The 24745-nt window shown below is 70.5% G+C and carries 19 protein-coding genes; 7 read left to right on the forward strand and 12 right to left on the reverse strand.

Going from position 1 to position 24745, the window contains the following annotated elements:
• Positions 1-22: 22 nt before the first annotated feature.
• Complete coding sequence (locus PGH47_RS41495; protein ID WP_271667802.1) at positions 23-619, forward strand: hypothetical protein; 597 nt, start codon at positions 23-25, stop codon at positions 617-619.
• A gap of 237 nt (positions 620-856) precedes the next feature.
• Here PGH47_RS41495 and PGH47_RS41500 read toward each other — a convergent pair whose 3' ends face one another.
• Positions 857-1306 carry a hypothetical protein gene (locus PGH47_RS41500; protein ID WP_271667803.1) on the reverse strand — a complete coding sequence of 150 codons (450 nt, stop codon included), beginning with the start codon at positions 1304-1306 and terminating at the stop codon, positions 857-859.
• Between the two features lie 232 nt (positions 1307-1538).
• A complete protein-coding gene (locus PGH47_RS41505; protein WP_271667804.1) occupies positions 1539-2669 on the reverse strand; it encodes a saccharopine dehydrogenase family protein in 1131 nt (376 codons plus the stop codon).
• Positions 2670-2710: 41 nt separating this feature from the next.
• Between PGH47_RS41505 and PGH47_RS41510 the strand changes: the two genes are divergently transcribed.
• Positions 2711-3157 carry a hypothetical protein gene (locus PGH47_RS41510; protein WP_271667805.1) on the forward strand — a complete coding sequence of 149 codons (447 nt, stop codon included), beginning with the start codon at positions 2711-2713 and terminating at the stop codon, positions 3155-3157.
• Between the two features lie 22 nt (positions 3158-3179).
• On the opposite strand, the gene PGH47_RS41515 is transcribed toward PGH47_RS41510, so the two are convergent.
• The 5 genes from PGH47_RS41515 to PGH47_RS41535 form a co-directional block, all read right to left on the reverse strand.
• A complete protein-coding gene (locus PGH47_RS41515) occupies positions 3180-5345 on the reverse strand; it encodes a bifunctional serine/threonine-protein kinase/ABC transporter substrate-binding protein (RefSeq protein ID WP_271667806.1) in 2166 nt (721 codons plus the stop codon).
• A 10-nt stretch (positions 5346-5355) separates the two neighbouring features.
• On the reverse strand, positions 5356-7659 hold the full coding sequence (locus PGH47_RS41520; RefSeq protein WP_271667807.1) for a bifunctional serine/threonine-protein kinase/ABC transporter substrate-binding protein: 2304 nt from the start codon (positions 7657-7659) through the stop codon (positions 5356-5358).
• Positions 7659-8225, reverse strand: coding sequence for a hypothetical protein (locus PGH47_RS41525; RefSeq protein WP_271667808.1), 567 nt, complete (start codon positions 8223-8225; stop codon positions 7659-7661). Before PGH47_RS41525 ends, PGH47_RS41520 begins: the two co-directional genes overlap by 1 nt.
• A gap of 687 nt (positions 8226-8912) precedes the next feature.
• The gene (locus tag PGH47_RS41530) at positions 8913-11810 is read right to left on the reverse strand and encodes a helix-turn-helix transcriptional regulator (protein ID WP_333938195.1); all 2898 of its coding nucleotides are present in this window, start codon (positions 11808-11810) and stop codon (positions 8913-8915) included.
• A 407-nt stretch (positions 11811-12217) separates the two neighbouring features.
• Positions 12218-12907, reverse strand: a complete 690-nt coding sequence (locus tag PGH47_RS41535; protein ID WP_271667809.1) for a GntR family transcriptional regulator — start codon at positions 12905-12907, stop codon at positions 12218-12220.
• A gap of 170 nt (positions 12908-13077) precedes the next feature.
• Here PGH47_RS41535 and PGH47_RS41540 point away from each other — a divergent pair, with 170 nt between their 5' ends.
• Together PGH47_RS41540 and PGH47_RS41545 are read left to right on the forward strand one after the other, a co-directional pair.
• A complete protein-coding gene (locus PGH47_RS41540) occupies positions 13078-13611 on the forward strand; it encodes a YbhB/YbcL family Raf kinase inhibitor-like protein (protein WP_271668284.1) in 534 nt (177 codons plus the stop codon).
• 8 nt (positions 13612-13619) lie between these two features.
• Positions 13620-14312: a metal-dependent transcriptional regulator gene (locus tag PGH47_RS41545; protein WP_271667810.1), complete on the forward strand. Its 693-nt coding sequence runs from the start codon at positions 13620-13622 to the stop codon at positions 14310-14312.
• 114 nt (positions 14313-14426) lie between these two features.
• Here PGH47_RS41545 and PGH47_RS41550 read toward each other — a convergent pair whose 3' ends face one another.
• The 3 genes from PGH47_RS41550 to PGH47_RS41560 form a co-directional block, all read right to left on the reverse strand.
• Entirely contained in the window at positions 14427-14861 is a 435-nt protein-coding gene (locus tag PGH47_RS41550) for a subtilase-type protease inhibitor (protein WP_271667811.1), read from the reverse strand.
• A 340-nt stretch (positions 14862-15201) separates the two neighbouring features.
• Positions 15202-16452 carry an NAD(P)/FAD-dependent oxidoreductase gene (locus tag PGH47_RS41555; protein WP_271667812.1) on the reverse strand — a complete coding sequence of 417 codons (1251 nt, stop codon included), beginning with the start codon at positions 16450-16452 and terminating at the stop codon, positions 15202-15204.
• Positions 16453-16854: 402 nt separating this feature from the next.
• Positions 16855-17751, reverse strand: coding sequence for a YihY/virulence factor BrkB family protein (locus tag PGH47_RS41560; RefSeq protein ID WP_271667813.1), 897 nt, complete (start codon positions 17749-17751; stop codon positions 16855-16857).
• 411 nt (positions 17752-18162) lie between these two features.
• On the opposite strand from PGH47_RS41560, the gene PGH47_RS41565 reads away from it, so the two are divergent.
• From PGH47_RS41565 to PGH47_RS41575, 3 genes are all read left to right on the forward strand, one after another.
• A complete protein-coding gene (locus PGH47_RS41565; protein WP_271667814.1) occupies positions 18163-18990 on the forward strand; it encodes an NAD(P)H-binding protein in 828 nt (275 codons plus the stop codon).
• 339 nt (positions 18991-19329) lie between these two features.
• Positions 19330-22059: a glycosyl hydrolase family 95 catalytic domain-containing protein gene (locus tag PGH47_RS41570; protein WP_271667815.1), complete on the forward strand. Its 2730-nt coding sequence runs from the start codon at positions 19330-19332 to the stop codon at positions 22057-22059.
• 90 nt (positions 22060-22149) lie between these two features.
• Positions 22150-22761 carry a TetR/AcrR family transcriptional regulator gene (locus tag PGH47_RS41575; RefSeq protein ID WP_271667816.1) on the forward strand — a complete coding sequence of 204 codons (612 nt, stop codon included), beginning with the start codon at positions 22150-22152 and terminating at the stop codon, positions 22759-22761.
• 129 nt (positions 22762-22890) lie between these two features.
• Here PGH47_RS41575 and PGH47_RS41580 read toward each other — a convergent pair whose 3' ends face one another.
• On the reverse strand, positions 22891-23769 hold the full coding sequence (locus PGH47_RS41580; RefSeq protein WP_271667817.1) for an MOSC domain-containing protein: 879 nt from the start codon (positions 23767-23769) through the stop codon (positions 22891-22893).
• 351 nt (positions 23770-24120) lie between these two features.
• Complete coding sequence (locus tag PGH47_RS41585) at positions 24121-24720, reverse strand: TetR/AcrR family transcriptional regulator (RefSeq protein ID WP_271667818.1); 600 nt, start codon at positions 24718-24720, stop codon at positions 24121-24123.
• Between the last annotated feature and the right edge of the window lie 25 nt (positions 24721-24745).

Genomic DNA, 24745 nt, shown 5'->3' on the forward strand with positions numbered 1-24745 from the left:
CGCCGTCATCTTGGCCCCGTCCTTGATCGGCTTGACCTTCGCGGTCCGTACCGCCCGCCGGGTCGGCAAGGCGGACCGGGCGATGCGTGCGCTTGCTGCTCGTCCTGACTGGGAGCAGCTCAAGCGCGACAAGGACGGGGCGCAGTGGTCCGGTTATGCGATCCACTTCCCCTGGCTGCTGCGCGCGCAGCACGGGACCACCGTGACCGGCCCGCTCGGTGAGCACCGGGTCACCGTCGCCAGGCTCGTCGAGAATCTGACGAGCAGGGTCGACGCCCACTGGTTGGTCGTCGTCTTCGACGTGCAGAGCAGCGGACCGAACCTACGTCTGGAGCGGAGTTGGAGCGCGGCGGAGCTCGGACTCAGCTTCCACCAGGATGCGCCGTACCTGCCGATGAGCGACGACCACGCGGGGACGACCGAGCGGTTCTATGCCTCGGAGCTGCCCGAGCGCCTCGTCGAGCTTGCCGGACCGGCGGTCTCGGTGACGAAGGACGGGGTCTGCTTCGTCCACCACCCGCTGCCGGACGTGGTGGACATGGACAGGCTGCTGGAGGAACTGGCCGGGATGCTTCCGGACCTCGTCGCGCTCGCTGGAGACGGCGCCCCGGAGCGCTGAACATCCTCACGGGGCCTGGCGACTGTCCAATCACCGGCGGATCTCGGAGGAAGGGGCCGGTTGTCCCGGACGTGTCGTTTGCTGAGTGTGGTGGCGGTGGACATATCCCGTCGGCGGTGTTCTTCGGGCTGCAGCGGACCGTCGGGCTGATCGAAGAAGCGGAGGTCCGGGCACCATCAGCGCTCGGTGAACCGGGCGCTGATGTGCGGCACTTCCTTGTGTGCCGGGTGACCGGGCTCAGAGGCTGGGGAAGACGGCCGTGAAGAACAGCCACAGCAGGACGGCCCAGAAGAGCGCCGCGGCCAGTGATACGAGCAGGGAGCTGCGCCACTTCAGTACCAGGAACGGGAACAGCACGAGGGCCGCCCAATGCCCTGCCACGTCGATGGTGATGCGGGCGGCCTCGCTCAAGGTGCCTGCGCGCCCGGAGGCGATACGGCGCAGGAGCCGCTGCGAGACGAAGCCGTACAGTCCGAAAACGATCGGGAAGAACCACAGTGGTGTGATCGTGACCAGCTCGGACTCCGAGAACTCGTTGAACATGACCATGTAGATGAGTCCGGCCCCCATGAGACCGCCGATCAGCGCGGTCACGTAGAGGGCGGTCAGCGCGATCGGCTCGGTGGCACCGGCCGGCACGGGCACGGGCGAGGCATAGGGCACATCGGTCTGCGGGACCCGGACCACTTGGTGACAGTGGGGGCAACGGGCGTCCTGCCCCGCCCGGTCGGCCGGAGCCGAGATCAAATGCCCGCAGGAGGCATGGAATTCCATCTGCTGACCCGGGTTCATGCGTTGCCTTTCCTGTACCGCTGGAGCAGCGATCATCGCAGCGGCGACAGGGCTCCGGCATCCGGGGAACCACGTAGCGGAACACGTAGTCGTGTGGACCCACGTGGGCGTGGACGGTGACGGCTCGTCACTCCTGCCACGGCCGCCACTCGTCCTCGTCGTCCCCGCGCCACAGGCTGATTCCGCGCTCGCGCAGCGCCGTACGTAGTTCGTGCGGCGCAAGCCAGGAGTGGAGCGGGACGAGGCCGGTGGTGTGGAGCCGGCCCGACAGCAGGTGGTCCACGGCGATACCGGCCAGCAGGGAGGGAATGCGCCCGCCGTCCTGCCGGGCCGTCATCCCCAGCCGCCGCGTGATGGCTCGCCCGCCGCGCTCACCGCTCACGCTGACGGTGAAGCCGCCTGCCTCGTCGCCGACCCGGCCGACGAGCCACGACACCGCGCGCACCAGCGGGGTCCAGTGCCGGGTGGCGCGGGGGCGGCCGGTGCGGGCCCGCAGGGCGGCGAAGAGCCCCAACGCACGGTTGACGGAGGTGAATTCGGTCCCCGCCTTGAAGGTGATGGTTCCGGCACCGCACAGTTCGGCCAGGACGTCGAGGTCGGCCATCTCGTACACCTGGTGCACCAGGCGCCTGCCGACCGGTGGGGGGAACAGTGCCCACTCGGGCTCGGACCAGCCGTGCACCACGGTGGGCACGCCCCCGCGAGGAGCGGTGAACGGCAGTCCGGCGCCGTGCATCATCGCCTCGAACATCGCCGGGCCACGGTGCCGCCTGGTGTCGGGGGCGGCGCAGCACAGCACCGTGTCGACTCGGTCCATGCCATGTGCGAGGTCGTGGACGATCAGTGCCTGCATGCCCGGCACGACGGACGCCCCCGTGAGCACGGGAGCCGTCGCCGAGCGGGCCAGCGTGCTCGCCGCGCGCAGAAAGGCCCGGTCCTCGCAGATGTCGACGTACGGCACTCCCGCGGACACCGCCGCCCGCAGCGGCCCCAGCGGGTGGCTGCCGGGGCCGTCCAGGGCCTGGAACGGGCCCGCGCAGTGCACGACGGCCGCCGCGTCACCCAGGAGTTCGGCCAGCCGCTCCGGGGCGTCACGGTCGCCGGCGGCCCACCGGACCCGGTCGGACGAGGAAGCGGGATGCGGCGCGCTGCGGGAGACGACGGTGACGCGGACGTCGGGTCGGCGCAGCAGATCGGCCACGACGTAGCGGCCGTAGAAGCCGCTGCCCCCGACCACAACGATGTTCGATTCCCCCATGCGGTGGCATGCTACTGGCCGCCGCACCCGACAATACGGTCGTGTTCACATCACGTGATGCTTCTCCTATTCCCCGTGAGCGGCTGCACCGACGGGTCTTCGTCGCGGCCGGCGTCTACAACGTCGCCTGGGGCTGCTACGCGGCCGTCGACCCGCAATGGCTGTTCCGGGTCGCCGACATGCCCCCGCAGAACCACCCGCAGATCTTCATGACACTGGGCATGGTGCTCGGCCTGTACGGGCTGCTCTACCTGGACGTGGCCCTGCGCCCAGCCGAAGGCTTCCCCATCGCGGCGGTCGGCCTGGCCGGCAAGATCCTCGGACCGCTCGGGTGGCTGTGGCTGGCGGTCACCGGCGAGTGGCCTTTGGCTTCCGGTGTCATCCTTGTGACCAATGATCTGATCTGGTGGGTCCCTTTCGCGTTGTACCTTCACGACTGCCTGCCGCAGTGGCGGACCCGGTACCTGGAAGAACGGCGGGGGCAGTGACACGATCGTCATCCGACGCGGCTCAGGTCGTGGCGTCCTCGAACTGGCCCAGAAAGCGGAAGCGGCCATCGGATGACTGGAAGAGGTACATCGCCTTCGTGGCGTAGACGGTGCTTGAGGCCGTGTAGCGCAGCCGCTTGGTGATTCCTCGGTGGTCGGTCTCCCGCAGCCGCCCCACGAGCGGTCCCCGTTCAGTGAGGGAGGCACCCGGAGTCGTCAGCGCGCGGGCCACGAAGAGCGTCGCGTCGTAGGCCTCCGCGGAGTACCAGGGCGGGGCGGTGCCGAAGCGGTTGCGGTAGTCGGCGACGAAGGACTTGGCTGCCGTCACGCGGGTCGGATCGAGGAAGGCGGTGGCGAAGACCCAGCCTTCGGCGGCGTCCCCGGCCACGGTGAAGAAGCGGGTGTCGAGGGCGCGTTGGGTGGCCAACCGGGCTCCGGAGTAGCCGGCCGCGCGCAGTGCTCGCGCCAGTTTCGCCGCGCGTTCGGATCCTCCGGCGAACAGCACCGCGTCCGCCTTCCAGTTGGTCACCGTCTCGGCGAGGGCACGGAAGTCGTCGGCCGTGTCTTCCTCGGCGAGCGTGCGCCGCGTCGTGGTGCGCTGTCCGGATCGGAGCGCCTGGGCGACGTCCGCGCAGAGCTCCCAGCTGAAGTCGCCCTGGGCCACGTCGTCGATCAGCACCGTTCTGCGCGTTCGGACGGTGCGGACGAGGTGGGCGACCAGGGGCGCCGCCAAGCTGCGGTCGGGAGGCCGGGTGGCCGCGTACGTCCGGTACCTTGCGGCGGACACTCCGTCGAGCCCGACCGACACGCAGACCATGGGCAGCAGCGCCTTCCGGTACTGCTCAAGGACGGCCTTGGCGCAGGCGTCGGTGGTCGGCCCGATCACCGCGCGGACCCGGTCGTCGGCCGATAGTTGCCGCGCGATCTGCTGGGCCCGGGTGGTGCTGCCCGCGTCGTCGTGCACCTGGAGGGCGAGGTCGAAGGCGCGGTCGGCACGGGAGTTGAAGTGGTCGACGGCGAGCCGGACACCGTTCTGCTGCGCCAGGCCGGCCGTCTTCCGGTCTCCCGTCAGATCGGCGTGCAGGGCGACCACCTGCTCCGGGAGCCGTGTGCCGCCCCCTTGTGCCGGCGCGCGGCGGGGGCGACCCGCGGTCCACCAGGTGGCCGTGGCGCCCGCCGCCACGACCCCGGCGGACGAGCCCAGCATCAGCAGGCGGCGCCGCGTGGTGCCCTTCGGCCGTACTCGCGTGCCCGGCATCGTGTCGGCGTCTGCCGGGGCGCCGGACACCTCGGTCGCCTCGACCGCGGGCAGAGCGAGGACGGCGGCCGAACGGCGTGCGATCAGCCGGGTGAGCGACTCCGGCAACCAGCCCCCGGCCTCGCCCGCACGCTCCAGAGCCGCCTGGACCTCGGGCACGGTGGGGCGGGCGCCGGGCTCCTTCGCCAGGCAGTTCCGCAGCAGCGGCAGCAACGGCGCCGGTACGGCGTCCAGGTCGGCCTCGTCGTGGACCGTCCGCACCAGCGCCTCGGCCGCCGAGCCCCACCCGAAGGGGCGCTCGCCCGTCACCGCGTACGCCAGCAGACAGCCGAGTGAGAAGACGTCGCTGGCGGGCCCGATCTCCCGGCCCCGCCCCTGGGCCTGTTCGGGGGAGAGGAACCCGGGGGAACCGACCACCATCCCGCTGGCGGTGAGCGCGGTGTCCTCCGGCGGCCGGGCGATCCCGAAGTCGATCATCCGCGGCCCGTCGACCGCGAGCAGCACATTGGCGGGCTTGACGTCCCGGTGCACCAGACCCGCCCCGTGCACCGCCTCCAGCGCCTCGGCAAGCCGCGCCCCCAGAACGCGGGCACTCCGGTACGGCAGAGGGCCGCACTCCTCCACCGCCTCCGCGAGAGAGGGCCCCGGCACGAACTCCGTGGCCAGCCACGGCGACTCCGCGTCCGGATCCGCGTCGAGCAGCGGCACGACCCAGGGGTTCGCCACCCGGCCCGCCGTCTCCACCTCGCGGCGGAAGCGGGCCCGAAAGCCCGGGTCGTCCGCGTGCGCGGCGCGGATGACCTTCACCGCGGCCAGCGAACCCCCACCGGAGCGGGCCAGGTAGACCACGCCCATACCGCCCGCGCCGAGGCGGCGCAGCAGCCGGTAACCCGCGATCCTGGCCGGGTCGGCTCCCCGCAACGGCTCCATCAACGCCCCATCAGCCGGCCACCTGGTACGGCGCCGTGCCCTGGTACGCGAACCTGCCGCCCTCGACCTTCCACAAATAGACCCCGCTGCCGTCGGCCACCAGTGCCCCGGTCTCCTTGGAGAATGCGAGGTTCCGGGCGATGCCCTTGTGCGACCCCGATCGCAGTGCCGTCGTCAGAGTCGGCCGGGTGCGGCGCCCCACGCTCAGCGACCGCAGCGTCTTCACCGCGAACTGCGCCACGTCGTACGTCTCCACGGCGTACCGCTCCGGCTCCGCTCCGAAGAGCGCCCGGTGGGAGGCCCTGAACGCCTTCGCCTCAGGCGCCACGGTCGCGTCCATGGCCGGGGCGACGATCACCCAGCCGTCGGCCGCGTCCCCCGCGGCGGACAGGAACCGGGCGTCGAGCACCCCTTGGGCGGCTGCCCTGACTCCAGCGAAGTCACGGCTGGTCAGCTCCCGGGCCAGCAGCGCGGCCCGGTCGTGGAAACCGGCGAAGACCACCGAGTCGGCGCCCCCGTCCAGCAGGGCGTCCAGGGTCGGCCCGAAGTCGGTGCGCAGTGCGCTGACCACCTTGGGCACGGTCGGCAGCGGGACCTTGCGCAGGACATCGGCGAGGGTGCTGCTGATCTCCCAGGCGTAGGCGTCCGCAGCCCTGTCGTCGACTATCCCGACCGTGCGTGACTTCGCCGTACCGCGCAGGTACGCGTCGAGATAGAGGGGCAGGAGCGTGTCCGTCACCCGGGCGTGGAGGAAGGACCGGCTGCCCATCACCTGGAGCACGGTGGCGCCGGGCGTCACCGCGATGAGCGGCAGCGACGCGGCGTCGTACGTCGCCAGCGAGGCCAGCGCGGTGTCGTCCGTGGTGGGACCGATCACCGCCAGCACCGAACGGTCGGCGACGAGTTCCTTGGCCGCCTTGGGTGCCCGGGTCGGATCGCCACCGTCGTCCACCGTCTTCACGGCGAGAGTGAAGGGCTTGCCCGCACGGGAGTTGAACTCGTGGACCGCGAGCCGCAGTCCTCGTTCCTGAGCCCGGCCGACCGCCTTTTGATCACCCGTCAGGTCAGCGTGCAGACCAAGGGTGTACACCGGACCGGTGGCCGTCGGCGTGGCGTCGTCCTGGCCGCCGCCGTCACGGTCGAGCCCCGCCCACGCCGCCAGTCCGCCCCCGGCCGCGACGACCGCCGCGCCTGCGGTCAGGAGCAGGAACCGGCGTCTGCCGACGGCACGGGTAGCCGACTGCGCGGCCGCGATGTCCAGCGGGGCGGTGCCGGCGGACGCCGGGTCGACCTCGGTCTCGTCGACGGCGGGCAGGGCGAGCCCGGCCGCGGAGCGTTCCGCGATCAGCCGGACCAACGGCTCGGGCAACCAGGCTTCGTCCGCCGGGAATCGCCCGTCGGCCGCCTGCCCGGCCTCGCCGTCGGCGACCGCATCCGGCGCGCCGGTGTCCTGCGGGGGCGCGGGAGGCACCGCCCGCAGCGCCTCCCGCGGGTCGGGTGGCGTTTCGGACGCGGTGACCGTGAGCGTCTCCGACAGCGCCTCCGCCGTAGGCCGCAGCTGCGGGTCCTTCTCCAGGCAGCCGCGCACCACCTCGGCGAGCGGCCGGGGTACGCCCTCCAGGTCCGGGGCGTCGTGCACCGTGCGGTACAGCAGCGCGTCCAGCGAGCCGGTGCCGAACGGGGGACGGCCGGTGGCCGCGAAGGCCAGCACGCAGCCGAGCGAGAAGATGTCGCCGGGCGCACCCGACTCGCCCGTGCCCTGGGCTTGTTCGGGTGGCAGGAAGCCGGGGGTGCCGACCACCACACCGGTCGAGGTGAGCGAGGTGTCCTGCGGATCGCGGGCCACACCGAAATCGATCAGCCGGGGCCCGTCGAGCGCCAGCAGCACATTGCCCGGCTTGACGTCCCGGTGCACGAGGCCGACGCCGTGCAGATCCCCCAACGCCTGGGCGAGCCGAGTCCCCAGTACGCGCAGGCCCCGTACGGGCAACGGCCCGTGGGCCGCGACGGCCTCACCGAGCGAGGGTCCCGGCACGAAGACGGTGGCCAGCCAGGGCTGCGTCGCATCCGGGTCTGCGTCGATGAGTGACGCCACCCAAGGACTGGTCATCCGGCGTGCGGTCTCCGCCTCCCTGCGGAACCGCTCCCGGAAGCCGGCGTCCTCGGCGTACTCGGCCTGGATCACCTTCAGCGCGACCAGCGAACCACCCGCCGAGCGGGCCAGGTAGACCACACCCATCCCGCCCGCGCCGAGCCGCCCGAGCAGCCGATGACCCGCCAGCCTGGACGGGTCGGAAGTACGCAACGGCTCCATCACTTCCCCTTCAACCGCTGCTGGACGCGCACCAGCATCTGCCCCAGGGCGTCGGCGCCCAGTTGTTGGAGTTCCTGCTCGGTGTGCCCCTTCGCGCCCGTCACGGAGACGGCCACGACGACCGTGCCCAGCCGGGCGACCATCCACCGGTACGGCTGTGCGGCACCGTCCTTGTCGACGTACTGCCCGGCCTCCAGCACGGAGTCATCGGCGTACTCCTGCTCGCGCGCGCCGAAGGGGGTGCCGAGCGAGTTCAGACCCGTGATCCGCGCGCCGGCTCGGGGGTGCTGCTCCGGGCAGCGCAGAACTTCCTCCAGGGTGGTGCTCAGTTGTTCGTCGGCGCCGAGGGCGGAGGAGTGTGCGGTGGCCACGGCGGTCACTTTGACGGCACCCTTGGAGCCGTCGGCGGGCAGCAGACTGTAGCGGGACAGGCTGGCCAGTACTCCCCTGGGAGCCTTCTCCCGCTCCCAGCGGCAGTCGTCGTCCAGCACGGCCCAGGTGCCCGGCCGGCTCACGGCGGGATCCTGGGCGACGAAGTCCCGCCCCCAGTCACCGGGAGCGAACACCACCGACTCCACCAGCCTCTGTCCGTTCTTCGAGGTTCTGGGGACGAGCGACGTGTCGGGTGTGAAGACGGGGGTGGCGGTAGCCCCGCCCGACGGGGGTGTCGTGGCATGCGGCGAGGCGGTGTGCGCGGACGCCTCGGTCCGCCGCGGGGACCCGCCGTCCGCCCCATGGGCCGAACACCCGGCCAGCAGACTCCCCGTCACCAAGAGCGTCACCCAACTACCCCGTACACCATGGGCGTTGCCTCTCACGCATTCCCCTCTGCACCGCTTGAGTTGTCCGACTGGTCGAACGTAGATGGGGGGCGGGGGCGGCGGCCTCAGTGGAAACACGTAATCGACTACGGGTTTCGCCAAGTCGCAGGGTGTTCGGTGCGGGGGTGGCGTGGAGTACGTGGTTTCACGGATGTGCCAGTCCCCTCGGCACCGCCACACTGAGGCGAGGCAGGGATCCCTCTGTCCTGCGTCCTTCCCGGGCAAGCCCCGGGCCCGGATCCCGGATTACCGCCCTGGCAGCGCCGACGGCGGGGGCAGCGGCGAGGGATCACGTGCGTGGCCTCGCGGCGCCGGGCACGCCCGGTGGTGCTGTAGGGGGCGCGCCACGGTCGCCGGCGCCGGCGTGGTGATGCCGGCGCCGCAGCTGCGGGCGGCCGAGACCTGCGCCCACAACTGACCCACCGGCATCGCTCACGACCCGGCTCCCAGCCCGACGCGGGTCATGAGTCCGGCCAGGGCGGCGCGGGACGGCACCAACGCCTTGCGGTAGATCGAGGACAGGTGGGTCTCGACAGTGCGCCGGCTGAGGTGGAGCCGGGCGGCGATGTCCTGATTGCTCAGCCCCTGCGCCACCAGCTCGGCCACCTCCAGCTCACGCGCGGTCAGTTCCGCGAGCTGCGCAGGGAGCTCCGGTGTCTCCGCCATCACCTGGGGGCGGATCAGTTCGGCGAGGTCCACCAGCAGGCGTGCGCCGCCGCCGACGGCGATACGGTGCGCGCGGTGCCACATCGCTGCGGCGCGCGCTCCCTGCCCGGTGCGCTGCACCAACGGCGCCGCCCGCAGCAAGGAATACGCCTCCCACAGGGTCTGGCCACAGCGGATGTATTCCTGTGCCGCCGCGTCGAGGAGCCGTACGGCCTTGCCCGTCTCGCCGTGGTGCTCGGCCAGTGTGGCCTGGGCGCGCAGGGCGGCCGCGCGCTGACCGTCGAGGCCGAGCCGGTCGGCCTCGTGGGTGGCCTGTGCGGCCCAGCGCTCGGCCGCCTCGACGTCCCCGGCGGTGAGGGCCGCGGCCGCGAGGGTGTCGAGCTGGCCCGGACGGATCGACGGCTGCAGCAGGGGCAGTTCGGGGCCGCCGCCTGCCGTAGTGATGGCCTCCTGGGCGCGATGAGGGTCACCGCTGACGAAGGCCGCGTGCCCGAGCATGCACCAGGCCAGCGACGACCACCAGCCCCTGCTGCGACCGGCCGCGGCGGTGGCCTCTTCACCGGTGGCCAGGGCGCTTCCGTCGCCCAGCGGTCGGGCCAGCAACAGCACCAGCGTCTTGATGGCGAGGGTGAAGCCCAGAAGGTCGTCGCTGCCCGCGGCCCGGGCGATGGACTCCGCCTCCTCCGCGGCCTCCAGCGCGGACGGCAGACGGCAGGTGGTGAGGTGGACGAAGGCCCGGCTCGTCAACAGGTGGGGCAGTACGTGGAGTTGTCCGGTGCGGCGGGCGATGCCGAGCCCCCGGGTGATGTGCCGCTCGGCATCGGCGTAGCGCTCCAGCAGGGTTTCCGCCCAGGCCAGCCACACCAGCGCCTCGCACAGACCGGCGAGGCCGGGATCGGTCAGCGCATCCGCGAGTGACGCGGCTGAGTCGGCGAACCTGGCCGCCGCCTCCGCCTCTCCCTCGTACGCCTCGCCCAGGGCGGCAAGCGCGAGCGCCGCCGCCTCCCCGGTGGGATCGTCGTCGGCACGGGCAACGGCGACGGCCTGCGCGACGTCCGCGCGTGCCTGCGGATAGGACGCGGTCAGCAGGGCGGACATGCCGAGGGCCAGGCGCAGGGAGACGGCCTGGGCGGGGGACGGGCCGGGATCGCGGGACAGCTCCCGGCGCAACAGGGCAGTGGCCTCGGGGGAGTGGCCGAGGTGCCGCTCCATCACGGCGCACTGGGCGACGGCCCGCGTCCGCAGTTCGGGATGGCTTTTGGCGGCGGTCTCGATCAGGGAGTGCAGCAGGTCCCGGCTCTCCCGGAGGTTCCCGCTGACGCCGAGCGCGCGGGTGCGTGCCAGGAGCAGTTCGCCGCGTTGCGTGAAGCGGTCGGGAGTGTCCGGCATATGGGTCAGGACGACATCGAGCAGCTGGCCGGCGATGGCCGGCGCGGTCGACGCGAACCGTGCGGCAGCCTCGGTGAGCACCTCCGCGGCCTCGGGATCCCAGTCGGTCAACGACCGTGCGACGTGGTGGGCGCGCTCGGTGGCGGGAGCGCCGCGGCGGGCGAGTTCCCGTGCGGTGCGGCGGTGGAATTCGGCACGTCGCCCGGGCGCGGTCCTCTCGTAGACCAGGGCCCGGACCAGGGGGTGGCGCAGCATCCACCGGCCGCCCGGCCCGGCGCGCAGCAGATCGCGCGCCACCAGGGCTGTGGTCTCCTGGTCCACGTCCGGGACGGAGAGCTCGCTCACCACGGCCAGCAGGGCGGACGAGGCGTGGTCGCCGAGCGCCGCGACCGCCTCCACGAGCCGGCGTTGCGACCCGGTGAGCGTCCCCAACTCGTCCAGCAGCAGCGCCGCGAGCCCGCCGGGCAGGCCCGCCACGTACCCGACCTCCGTGGCGTCGGCGCTGGTGTCCGGGGTGAATCGAGGCAGAGACGCCCCGGTGCGGTGGGCGTGCCCCAACGCCAGCAGATACAAGGGGTTGCCCTCGCTGGCGGCGTGCAGCCGCTTGGCCTGGTCCTCGGCGATGTCGGGCGCCAGCGCGAGGACGGACTCCTGCTCGGAGAGCGGCTCCAGGGGGAGGTGGAGCACGGTCCCGCTGTCCGCGCCGCGCGTCAGCGCCGCGGTCAGAGATGTCGGCGTCTGCCGGACCCGCCGGGCCACCACCAGCAGGACGCGTCCGCGCGCGGGGTGCCGGATCAGATGGTCCACAAGCTCGCGTGACGTGGGATCCGCCCAGTGCACGTCGTCGAGAGCCAGCACCAGACCGCGCTCACCCAACTGCGTCAGGAACGCTGCGATCGCACGATGCAGCCCGAACCGGGCGGCGGCGCTCTCGACGGAACCGTCGCCCGGGGCCTGCCGGATGCCGTACAGCGCCGAGTGCACCTCGGCGAAGGCGGGGTCGGCGAGGGCGGCCTGTGCGCCCGGATCGGCATCGGCGAACGCGTCCGTGAACAGATGAAAGGGAACCTGCTGTTCATACTCGGTGGCTCGTCCGCGCAGTACGGTGAACCCGGCCCGCCGGGCCCGCGCGCACACCTCGTCGAGCAACCTGCTTTTGCCGATGCCGGGTTCACCGACGACGTCGACGACCTCCGGCAGCCCGGAACGGCCCAGGCCTGCGAGCATTGCATCCAGCCGTTCGAGCTCCGCCGATCTGCCTACCAGTCCCGCCACGTTCTCGTCCCCCCAATGGTGATCTCTCACCTGCGTTGATCATTGTTTCCCCACAGGTCACCCTAAGGGAGGTTTTGTGCCCCTCCTTTACGCGGGTCAGTGACCCGGCAAGGTGCGCGCAAGCTGCTCATCCGGTGGCTCAAGGGCGCCCTGGGCGAAGCGGCCGCAGCCGCTGCCCGCACCGGCAGCTGTCTCGATGAGGGCCGCCGTCGCGCCTGGCCGGGAGACGAACACCATGTGCGAAGCACCCTCGACTACCTGGGTCTTCGCCCCAGATCGCAGAGCCATGAACTCTTGCGTCGCCGGCCTAAGTTCCTTTCGGCGCCGCCGATCAAGTTGTATCGGGATGGTTTGCCATGCCTGCGGACCGGTGGCGGGTTCGCGCAGGGCGGCGCTGGTGGCCGGGCTCACGGGCTCGAAGCAGCGGGGTCGGTCAGTGCGTCCGCGGTTTGGGTGAGGTGCTGGATGAGGACCTCGGCCGCCGTGTCCGCGTCGCGGGCCAGCGCTGCCTCCTCCAGCTGTCGATGCTCAAGGACCCCGTCCCGGCCGGGGGTTCGCTGCGCCGACCAGCGACGTGCCAGCTCACTCGCGGTCCACATCCGGTCGAAGGTCTCCAGCAGGACGGGGTTGCCGCACCCCTCCAGCAGGGTCCGGTGGAAGACCCTGTGGGCCTCGGCCCACGCGCTCGTGTAGTACTCGCCTTCCTCCGGCAGGTACGCGGGGGTGCGGACCAGGCGGTGGTGGGCGGCACGCACGCGGGCCTCCCAGTCGACGTCCCCGCGCTCGATGGACATCCGCAGCACCACGGGTTCGACGGTTCGGCGAGCCTCCGCGATCTCCTGCCAGCGGCGGTCGGAGACGGCCGGGACGGCGAAGCCACGGTTGGGCAGCCGGTCGGCGAGGCCCTCGCCGACCACTCGCACGAGGGCCTCGCGTACGACGGCCAGACTCACGCCTTGTTCCTTGGCAAGGTCCTGCGGTTTCAGCGGGTCGCCAGGAGCGTGGTCGCCGCGCAGGATCGCGTCTCGCAGGTGTGCGTAGACCTGCTCGGAGAGCATCTGCTTCCCGGCGGGGGTCGGAGTGTGCGCCTTAGCCATGTGCGCAGCATAGACGATCCCATCAATAATCGATTATCTGTGTTACCGTCGATTTCAGGATGGCGCGGCCGAGCGCTCGACATGCGCTCTTCCGCCGCCCTTGGGGCCCGATGGTCCACATCACCGGCGCCATCGCCCCACAGCGCACAGCTCCGAGAGGAAACGACGTGATACACGCCAACGACCCCTTCGCCCGCCTCCCCGAGGCGGCCTCATTCACCGTCACCAGCACCACCGTCACCGACGGAGCCGCCTGGCCGGAGGAGCAGCACGCCTCCGGGCTTCCCGGCGGGAAGGACATCTCCCCACAGCTCTCCTGGAGCGGTGCTCCGGAAGGCACGGAGAGCTATGCCGTCACGGTCTACGACCCCGACGCCCCCACCGGGTCCGGGTTCTGGCACTGGGCGGTCGCCGACATCCCCGCCACGGCCACCGAGCTGCCCGAAGGCGTCGGTGACGACACGGGTGCGGGCCTGCCGGAAGGCGCCTTCCAACTGCCCAACGATGCCCGCCTGGCCCGCTACATCGGCGCCGCTCCGCCGGCCGGGCACGGCCCGCACCGCTACTTCGTCGTGGTGCACGCCCTCGACGTCCCCTCCATCGGTGTCCCCGCCGACACCACCCCCGCCGTCCTCGGCTTCACCATGGCCGGTCACACCCTCGGCCGCGCGGTCCTCACCGTCACCGCCGAAACTCCCGCCTGACATCCGGCATGACCCGACTCATCGACACCACGGAGATGTACCTCCGCACTCTCCTGGAGCTTGAGGAGGACGGCGTGGTCCCGCTGCGCGCCCGCATTGCCGAGCGCCTGGAACAGAGCGGCCCGACGGTCAGCCAGACCGTTGCCCGAATGGAGCGCAACGGCCTGCTGCGCGTAGCCGCCGACCGTCATCTCGAGCTGACCGACGAGGGCCGCCGACTGGCCACGCGAGTCATGCGCAAGCACCGGCTCGCGGAGTGTCTGCTCGTCGACATGCTCGGGCTGGAATGGGAGCAGGCCCACGCCGAAGCCTGCCGCTGGGAGCACGTGATGAGCGAGGCCGTCGAACGCCGTGTCCTGGAACTGCTGCGGCATCCGACGCACTCGCCGTACGGCAACCGGATCCCGGGCCTCGCGGAACTAGGTGGGGAGGGAGCCGCTGATCCGTTCGACCACGGAAGCGCGGTGGGCCTCAGCGATCTGGCGACCGGGCCGGACGGTGTCAGCGCGGTCGTCCGCCGCATCGGGGAGTCGGTCCAGGCCGACTCCCGGCTGTTGGGCGCGCTGCGTTACGCCGGGGTGCGGCCTGGCGCGGTGGTCAGCGTCACGTCGTCGCCCGAGGGCGTGAGGGTCGGAGGCGACATGGCGACCGCCGCACTCCCCGCGTCGGCCGCCGCACATGTCTTCGTGGCCGAACCCTGAGTCGGAGGAGCGCCTGTGCGCTTCCGTGTCCCAGCCACCGAGTGCTGTGGCCACGCCCGCTGATACGCGGGCGTGGCCACGGGTTCCAACTGGAGGCCTACTGAGCTGTGATGCTCAGAAGGCGAATGCCGATGCGCCCTGGGTTTCCTTGACGCATGAATTGGCGAACTTGTGCTCGTAGTTCACGCGCGTCCCTCGCCATACGCCTTGGATGGTGACGACCACGGGCCGGTACTCCTTCGTGCAGGGCCGTCCCGCGTCGTTTCCGTGGAGGGTGGCCAGGCGTCCGAGGTCCCCGTTCACGCGGTCCAGTTCCGCACAGGCCTGCCGCGTGTCGGGGTGAGTCCCCGAAGTGATGTACGCACAGTTCAGCGTCACCGCCCGCTCCGGCGTCGTGGTGACGGCGCTCTCGCCGTGGCCCGTGGTGAGGACCAGGGCCGAGGGGGCGTACAGAGATGCGGGGGCGCTGTGGGCGGGAGTGCTCAAGGGCCCCGCCACGGCTGCGGTGAGCAAAGCTCCTGACATTGCCCAGCGTGCCATCGGTCGCATGGTGTGTCTCCTCTCTCCTTGCGTTGCTGAAGGCTTCGAAGTACCCGTCCTAATGCCTCCATTTCAGTGCGGACAAAAATGAACCACTCCCATCGCTGCAATTCAGATGAAATTGCCCATTGAAGCAGTGGCTTGATTGACCGGGCCGTCTCCATGGCAGAGGAGGTGAGCAGCACTTCGCGCAATCTGCGGGTCGTGGAAGTGGCTGAGGTGCCCGGGTTGCGAAATGGCCTGGATGTTCTGGGTGCGCCGGGGGTGCCGTAATGCGTTGCCGTACGGCAACGGGAGCCGTGAGACGGGTGCATGGCGGCGGCGAACCGAAGCCCGGGCGGATACGGTGTCAGCGCCCTGCTGAATCAGCCCTTACTTTCCTGGCGGCGCGGGTCCCCGAGGCCAGCGCGCCCTGCACCGACCCGGTTGCCCGATGGTCACCGCATACGTACCTGCCCGCGCTGAAACGGGTCGGGCGGCTCAGGGGCCACGGCGGCGGCATGGCGGGCAGCGCCGACGGGACGGTGCAGGTGCCTACGTGGCTCCACGCGCTCGTATCGGCGCCGTACATCTCGGCAAGTCGCCGCAGCACGGCATCATGCGCGCCCGGTTCGTCCCCGGACAGCACGGAGGTCGAGACCAGAGAGGTTCCGGGCGGTCCGTAGGAACTGGATACCTCGGTGAGGACGCACGTGTTCAGTACCGAGCCGGTGCCGTCCACCAGGAGGGTCGGTTCCGCCAGCGGCCTGGTGTCGGCCGCGTGGTAGTAGGTGGTGACCGTCCGCCCTTCGGGCACGGGCAGCCCTGGCAGCAGGCGGGCGGCTGTGGCCGCGTCCGTGGCGACCACGACGGCCTGGGCGGGGAGTTCCTCCCCGTCCGCGAGCAGAACACCCGACGAGATCACGTCCGCCACGGGCCTCTCCAACCGCAGGACGCCGGCAGGCAGGCCCCGGGCGAGCTGGGCGGGTACGGCGCCGATCCCCTTGGCCGGAAGGCACAGGGTTCCGCGGACCATGCTGCGCCAGACCAGGTGGAAGAAGCGGGCCGACGTCTCCAGCCGGTCCTCCAGGAACACACCGGACAGGAAGGGCCTCAACAGGTCCTGCACCGTGGCCTCCGACAGTCCTGCCCCCGTGAGGGAGTCCGCCACGGTCCTGTCGGTCCGGCGCTTGACCAGCTTCGTCGGCAGCAGCGTGTCCCCGGCCGTGATCGCCGCCAGCGCGGCCAGATCGCGGGGTGGCAGGGCGCGCTGCTTCAGCAGCGAGGCCGCGGCCTTCCGGTCACGGGTCGGGTCGGTGAGTCGTACCGGCCCGGCCGGAGTGTGCACGACGAAGCCAGGAGTGAAGGGACGCAGCCGCAGACTTCGAAGATCGATACGGCGCTTCACCTGTGGGTAGGCGGTGTTGAAGACCTGGAACCCGCGATCGAGCAGGAAGCCGTCCCGCGAATCCGTTCTCATGCGTCCGCCGACGGCGTCCGAAGCCTCCAGGAGGGCCACCCGCTGCCCGGCACGGCAGAGGTCCAGAGCGCAGGCGAGTCCGGCGAGCCCCGCGCCCACCACGATTGTGTCGAGCCGTCCGTCCCGGGGGCGAAGGGTCATCGTGCTCCTCCTCGTTCTCCGGGCCAGGGAGAGGCCACGTGGCCTGGGTTGGCCGACCGGGCTGCGAGGCGAGGAGCCTCACGCTCGTCAGCAACGGACACCCAACAGGTCTGGGCTGCCGGGCGTTGGCGCGGCTCCTGTTCACAGCATCACGTTGTCGCGCCGAACGCCAGGCGCCATGACGGTCGCGCGGCGAAGGGCCTCGCTCTGTCACCCCGTCACCGCATGCCCCACGATCGCCGCAGCCTCGGCCGGTCCGGAGGTACTTGGCAACCCCGCCGCTCAAGTCTCGTCCAGTCGGGCCCCAACGTGTCGACACCGCTGCCGGCACCGCAAGGCGGCAACCGTCGTCGCCGACCAGCTCGGGCCTGGACGATTTACCCGACCCGCTGTCGCAAACTGCTACGACACCGGCGACTTCCCCGTCCTCTGCCCCCGGGACTTCGCAAGCTCCGCGGCGAACTGTGCCCCCGTCAGCAGGGCCAGGTTCGACAGCCACAGCCAGACCAGGAAGACGACGACGCCCGCGAGCGAGCCGTACAGCCGGTTGTAGGCGGCGAGCGTGGACGCGTACAGGGAGAATCCGGCGGACACGGCCAGCCACAGCATGGCGGCCAGCACCCCACCGGGCAGGCTGTGTGCGCGGCGGCGGGCCGACGCCGGGCCGGTGTGGAAGACCACCACGACCAGTAGGGCGACGAGACACACCAACAGGGGCCAGCGCAGCAGACCCCACGCCCAGGCCGCGGTGCCACCCACGCCGAGCGGGCGACCCACGGCCTGCGCGAGCGGGCCGCTCAGCAGCAAGGTCAGCGTGCCGACCAGGAGCAGCCCGACCAGCGCGAGAGCCGTGAGGACGATCCGGTGCGCCGTGCGCCACGGCGAGCGGTGGTCCTCGACGCGGTGCATGCTGTGCAGGGCGCGGCGGAAGACGGCCAGATAGCTGGCGGCCGACCACAGCGCGCTGGCCGCGCCGACCGCGATCAGGGACCAGGCCGCGCCGCCCCTGCTCAGCGCCCGGGCGAGGACGGCGTGCAGCTCGGCACCGGACTGGGCCGGCGCGTATGTGGTGACTTGGGTGACGAACTCCTCGGCGGTGCCGGGGCTGATCATGCCGAAGACCAGAACGGTGGCAGGCAGCGCCGGGAGCACGGCCAGGATCGAGTAGTACGTCAGCGCCGCCGCGTAGTCCGATACGTCGTCGTTCCACAAGGACGCAGGCGTGCGTCGCAGTGCCGGCCACCAGGCCGCGTGCGGTCGTGTCCGGGCGACGGGGGCGGCGTTTGCTTCAGCGGACATGGGGCGGGCGGGTCGGCTCGGTGCTCAGCCGGCGCACGGCAGGGCCATGCCTGCGCTTCATCTCCGCCAACGGGCTGCTCATGCCGATCCGCCTCTCACCCGGTTCCGTTCCTGTCCTTCCTCGTGCCCGGCCGTGGCTACTCCACGCAGGCCTTGGCCGTGGTCCCGGGCTCTTCGTTGTCGGGGGCCTCGGTATTTCCTGCGTCAGACCATGAGGCTGCTTGACTCGTGGGTGTCGTGACACCCGTCGGCCGGACTGGCGGCGGCTGCCGCCCGCGCGACTCGGTGTTCCGAATATGCCTTTGACGGCGGTGGCGCGGTTCGACCAAGGTGTGCTCGTCACCGATGCGTGGTCCGGCCGGCGGGCCCCCGTGACGCCTCCGCAACTCAGCCCGCATGAGGGGGACTTGGATGATCGTCGTGTCCGCGGCGTCGGGAGCGCTCGGGCGGCTGGTCGTGGAGGAGCTGCTGACGCGAATCCCGGCGAAGGACATCGCCCTCGCGGTGCGATCCCCCGAGAGCGTGGCGGGCTTCGCCGCCCGGGGCATCCAGATCAGGCGGGGCGACTACGACGTGCCGGACACGCTCCCCGCGGCCTTCGAGGGCGCCGACCGGCTGCTGCTGATCTCCTCCCCGGAACTCGACCCCGTCCGCCGAAGCGGCCACCACAGGGCGGCCGTGGACGCGGCCCGCAAGGTCGGGGTCGGCGTGGTCGTCTACACCAGCTTCCTCGACGCCGACACGAAGGCGGACGGCGTCACCGCAGCACACCACGTCACCGAACGGGCCCTCCGTGACAGCGGCCTCGGCCACACACTGCTGCGCCACCCCTTCTACAGCGAGGCGTTCCTCAACGCCTCGCTGAGCGCGGCCGTCGCGGCGGGTGAGCTGTGGGACGGCACCGACGGCAGGGGGATCAACACCGCTTCCCGCGCCGACCTCGCCGAGGCGGCTGCCCGCGTGCTCACCGAATACGGGCACCTCGACCGTGCCTACGACTTCACGGGGGCCCGGTGGACCTATCCCGAGCTTGCAGAGGTCCTCACCCAGGTGTACGGCAAGTCGGTGCGGTACCGGCAACGATCCGAACCCGCCGCCGGCATACGGGGCTGGCTCGAACACCAGGTGCGGTCCGGAGCCCTGGAGCGCCAGACCGACGACCTCGGCAACGTACTCGGCCGTCCTCCGACCCCACTGCACCAGGCCGTGCGCGCACTTGTGCCGGCGAGCAGCAGCTGAGCGTCGCACGTCCCTGCGCAGGCCCTTGAGCATCTGGTCCGCCTCGTCGGCCGATGTTTGCGCTGAGTGTTGACCGATCAATACATCCGATGTCTACTTTGCTATGGCATGACCATGCCGATGTCTTGGTGTACCCGCACGCCGTACCTCCGCTCATTGCAGGCACTTCGAGAATGACCAACTTCGTGTGCCTTGTTCTGGTTGTTCTTTCCATGCCCGGATCGGAGGACTGCCTCTCCATGCCCTCGTTCGCTACAGGGAAACGAGCGCACTTACGCAGTTGTCCGGCCGAGTCATCGGGTTAATGAATTTCGGTGTCGACCGCAGGGAGGCCATTCGATGAGACTGCGCAGACTCGTGCGAGCCGCGCTCGCAGCCGTCTGCATCATGACCGCGACCGCCGTAGGCCTCACGGCTCCGGCCACGGCGGCACCGACGGACGCCGCGTTCGACTCCGCCACCGGAGCCCTGAACGTGGATCGCGCCGCCTACCTGTCCAAGCACGACCTCGTCTACAACCGGCCCGCGACCAACCCGCTGCACGGGCTGACCGTCGGCAACGGCCGTACAGGCGCGATGGCCTGGCAGGCCAACGGGCTGACCATGCAGGTGTCCGGCGTGGACACCTCGCAGCAGACCGCGTTCGGCGCGGGACTGCTCAACCTGTCCACCACACCGCCACTGGAGAGCGGGTACAGCACCTACCAGCAACGCTTGTCGCTCTACGACGGCACCCTGACCACCAAGTACGACGCCAACCGCACGGTGACGGTGATGGGCGTGCCGAACTCCGAGGTCATGGGGGTGCACGTCGAGGACTCGCGCTCCGGGGTCTCCGCGGTCAATCTCGACCTGGGCCTGTGGGACACGTCCCAGCTGGGCAACAGCGGTGACGTGCCCAACCTCGACACATGGAAGACGGTCTCGACGTACGCCGACTCGACGGGCGCCGGACTCAGTCGCGGCCAGTCCGACCCGCAGAACTTCGGGTACACCTTGGCGGCCACCGTCGAGGGAGCGGCCTACAACGCACGGGTCGTCGACGGCCGAACCGTCCGGCTCTCGATCACTCCCTCCCGCAGCTACACCATCTGGTTCACCGCCAGCAGCAGGCTCAACGCGCCCTCGCAGGACTCGGTGGCCGAGGCGAAGCGCGCCCTGGCGGCGGCCAAGAGCCGCGGCTACAGCGCGACGCTCAACGACTTCCGGTCCTGGTGGCACGACTTCTGGGGCAAGTCGTTCGTGCAGTACTCAGGGCTGTCGGGGGACGCGGACTACCTGGAGAACGTCTACTACCTGAGCACGTACATGATCGCCGCCGGCGGCTACGGGACCAATCCGTTCCACTTCATCAACGGCGTCTTCCGGGCCACCCGTGACCAGACCAAGTGGAGCAACGCCTACTGGTTCTGGAACCAACGCGACGTCTACAACTCCTTCCTGGCCTCCAATCATGTCGACCTGCTGGCCGGCTTCAACCGCCTCTACAGCCGCAACTCGGCGGCGCTGAAGTCGTACACGCGCACCCGCTACAACGTCGACGGGCTCTGGGTGCCGGAGACCATGGGCTGGGACGGCAACGCCAGGGGCACGGTCAACAGCGACTTCACCAACAACATCTGGTCGACGGGCACCGAGGCCGCGTACAACATGTACCTCCAGTACGCGTACACCAATGACGCCGCCTACCTGCGGAACACCGCCTACCCCTTCATGCGGGACGTGGTGAAGTTCTATGCCGCGAAGCTGTCCTACGACTCCGCCTCCGGCAAGTACCACGTGGCCAGTTCGCACGCGCACGAGACGTACTGGAACGTACCGAACGCCATCACCGACCTCGCGGCGGTGCGCACCCTGTTCCCGCTCACGATCCGCGTTTCCGAGTCCCTGGGACTGGACGCCGAACTGCGCCCGCAGTGGCAGCGGATCGTGGACAACCTGATCGCCTATCCCTCCACCGCCGACGTCTATCTGCCGCACACCCCGCCGCTCGCGCAGACCCGCAACGGGGAGAACGTGGCGGCCGAGATCATCTGGCCCTACGACCGCACCGGCATCGGCTACCCGGACCACCAGAAGGCCGTGAACACCTTCAACGCACGCCCCTTCCCGTACGGCAACGTATGGGCCAACGACGCGGTGCAGGCAGCTCGGTTGGGGCTGGGCGACCAGGCCTACCAGGGCATGAAGACGATGCTGCGCAAGTACCAGACCTATCCCAACGGGATGACCGACAACACCAACGGCGTCTTCGAATACCTCGGAGTGCACCTCGCCGCTCTCAACGAGTCGCTGCTCCAGTCCTACAACGACAAGATCCGCGTCTTCCCCGCGGCACCGAGCGACTCCTCCTTCGTGGGACGGTTCACCCTGCTCGCCAAGGGCGGCTTCACGGTCAGTTCGGAGCGTGAGGCCGGCGAGGTGAAGTACGTCGGCATCAAGAGTCTGTACGGCAACGCGACGCGGGTCGTGAATCCGTGGGGGAGCCAGCAGTTGAGGGTCCGCGACGTCGCCGGCGGCGCCACCGTACTGACCACGAGCGCCGCCGAGTTCGACCTTCCCACGACCGCCGGAAAGGTGTACGTGGTGGAACGTACGGCGAAGCCGCTCTCCACCTACACTCCCGTGCGGCTCACAGCGTCCGCGAACGAGGGCGAGAAGACGCTGGGCGGCACCACCTCCACGCTCGGCATGGCCCGCACCCCCAACCCCATGGTGAACAACACACAGCTGACCTACGACAGCAACTGGCACGCCACCAGCGGGCGCGGATACGGCGACTACAACGACGACACCCATCACAGCACGACGCTCAACGCCGTGGCCCAATACACCTTCGCCGGAACGGGAGTTGCCTACCTGTCCGAACGCAACGGGGACATGGGAACGGTCGACGTGTATCTCGACAACGTCTTCCAGGCGACCGTGGACCTACGGATCTCCGGTGCGAGACAGGTGCAGCAGACCGTATGGCAGCGCACCGGACTGACTCAGGGCACGCACACCATCCGCATCGTCAACCGAAGTACCTCGGTGGGGATGGTGGACGCCCTGCGCATCACACCGTAGCGACCCGAAGACGTGATGTACCTCGAAAGTGGGTCGGAGTGAGTGCTCACTCATTGACGGAGTGAGCACTCACTCCGTATTCTCTTCGCCATGGAGACAGCTAAGGAAAGCCAGACCACCCGCCGCCGCGCCCCCGCCATGTCGCCGGAGCAGCGGCGCGAAATGATCATCCAGACCGCGATCCCGCTGATAGCCGAATACGGCGCCGCGGTGACGACCGCGAAGATCGCCCGCGCCGCGGGCATCGGCGAGGGCACGATCTTCCGGGTCTTCGCCGACAAGGACGAGCTGCTGCAGGCTTGCGTGGCCGAGGCGCTCTCCCCGGAGCACGCGATCCGCGAACTCGACGCGATCGACATCTCCCAGCCGCTGCCCGTCCGGCTCGCGGAAGCGGGCGAGGCGCTGCAGGCCCACATGTCCAGGATGGGCGCGATCCTCGGCTCCCTCGGACATGGCGGGGGCAAGCACCCCGGCACGGTGCGCGGCGCGGGCCGCGCCGAGTCGACGGCCCGTATCCGCGCGGCCCTCGCGGAGCTGCTGGAGCCCGACAAAGCAACACTGCGCCGGCCGCCCGAGCAGATCGCCGCCCTCTTCTTCGGGCTGCTCTTCACCCAGCCACGGACCGACGACGAGCCCGACCTGACCCCGCAGGAGCTGGTGGAGGTCTTCCTGCATGGGGCGCTCTCGGGCGGCGCCAAGTGAGCACGCGCAGAAGGCGCGTGGGGGCTACGGCCCTGGCCGCTCTGGCTCCCATCGGATGAAGGCAACTCCCGCCGGCAGGCGGACGCCGGCTCTGTCGCAACCGTTCGCGCGGTCCGGGCGGTTGGGCTTCTACAGTTCAGCCACGCCCCACTCCTGGACGACCACCTCGTCGCCGACAGACAGCTTGCCCGGCCGTACCACGGAAAACTTCGCGCCGAACACCACACCTCCGCTCGCCGCCCGCCGGTAGCCCGCGAGCGTACGCACCGGCTCTGGCCCCTGCCGCGCCCCGGCCTCTTGATCGACCAGGGTGACCGCGCAGCGCACGGCGAGCTTGGCATAGCCCAGTTCGGCGCCGCCGATCCTGATGCGCCGCGTGCGGTCCTCGGCGTGCGGTACGGCCGCCCAGTCGCCGCAGTCACGGTCAAGGGCCTGCCCGGGGCCGCTGTCGACGACGATGTTCGGGCGGAAGCGGTTCATCGGCAGGGGAGGGGAACCGCGTTCGGCCATCCGCCGGTTGAGGAGAACGAGGGAAGACCGGGGCAGCAGGTGTACGGCACTGCTGTCGGCGTAGCCGGAGGGGCCGGGGGTCAATCCGTCGGCGACCCGGTCGTGCTCCGGGGGCACGCGGACCAGGCGGCTTGGGGTGCTGAGGACCTCCGAGAGCCAGGCGGCGGCTTCGTCGCCCTGGTCGATCCCCTGGAACGTGGTGCCGAACAGGTCGACATCGCGTCGGGGCGCGGACGTGGTGATGCCGAGGTGCACCGTGCCGTATCGGGCCGTTGCGTCGATCGCGTCGAGCGTGAGCCGGCTGCCGTCGGCGCTGACTGCGGGCCGGATCAGGGCGAGGCGCGGATGGCGGCGCTGGGTGCGGTAGACCCCGTCTTCGCTGATCACCATGAAGCTGCGGTCATGCGTGAGCCCCGCCGGAGTGAGGAGCGCATCGCTCATCGACGTGCCCGCACATCCCTTGATGGGGTAGCAGACTATTTCCACCACGTCGGCCATGTGCTGCCTCCTTCGATCGACGCCGGAGCGGAACGCCAGTCCTGACCCGGTGCTGTCATCGGTTCCGGGGTAATCCAACTACCTTGCTGAGCATTGCAGTTGGCGTCCTCAGGCGGAGGCGGAGGCCACGAAGAACGGAATGGCGACGAGGAAACGGCCGGCCCCCTTCGGCGACGGCTCGCCCGGCGCCGCAGCCGACGTCCACGACGGTCGAGCCCGGCACGAGGGAAAGCAGTTCATAGGAGCGGGCCAGTGGTTGAGTGGCACTAGGAACTATCCGGCGGATCATGTGACCGCGCTGGCGCCAAGTTAGTTCTTGCGGGCCGGACTGTGCCCGGTTGCGAGGAGTCTCTACGCCCCGGGCTTGGGCAGGACTGCCAGTGCGGTGTCTGCAATGTTCCGCAGCGTGTCAGGGTCCAGGCCGGCCTTGCCCACCGCCTCGATGCCGCGGACCACCGTCAGCAGCAGCGCCGCCAATCGCTCCGGATCCGCAGCGCTGTCGATGTCGCCGTGGCGCTGGGCGGCGCTGATCTCCGTCCGCAGCAGGATCAGCAGTGCCGTCATGGTCTCGGCCGACCGCCCGGCGACCGTCGGATCCTGGTGGGCCAGTTCCGCCGCGCCCTTGGCCAACAGGCACCCGCGGCGCTCGGTGTCGGAAGCGGTGTTCTCTGCCATGAGGTGCACGTATCCCGACAGCCGTGCCAAGGCCTCTGAGTCCGGGCCACCTGCCAGCCGCCCTTCGGCCACCTCGACGACTGCGGTGCACCAGTCGCCGAACACACGGTGGAACAGCTTGCCCTTGTCGCCGAAGGCGCCGTAGAGGCTGCCCTTGCCCAGGCCGGTCGCCTGGGCGATGTCGTCCATCCGTGTCCCTGCGAAGCCGGTCGCCCAGAACTGCTCCCGTGCCCGCTCCAGGACTTGGCGTTCGTCGAATGCGCGTGGTCTCGCCATGGTGTCAGCGTACTGATTCTTGACT

This window comes from Streptomyces sp. HUAS 31 (assembly GCF_028198125.1).
Classification (GTDB): Bacteria; Actinomycetota; Actinomycetes; order Streptomycetales; family Streptomycetaceae; genus Streptomyces; species Streptomyces chartreusis.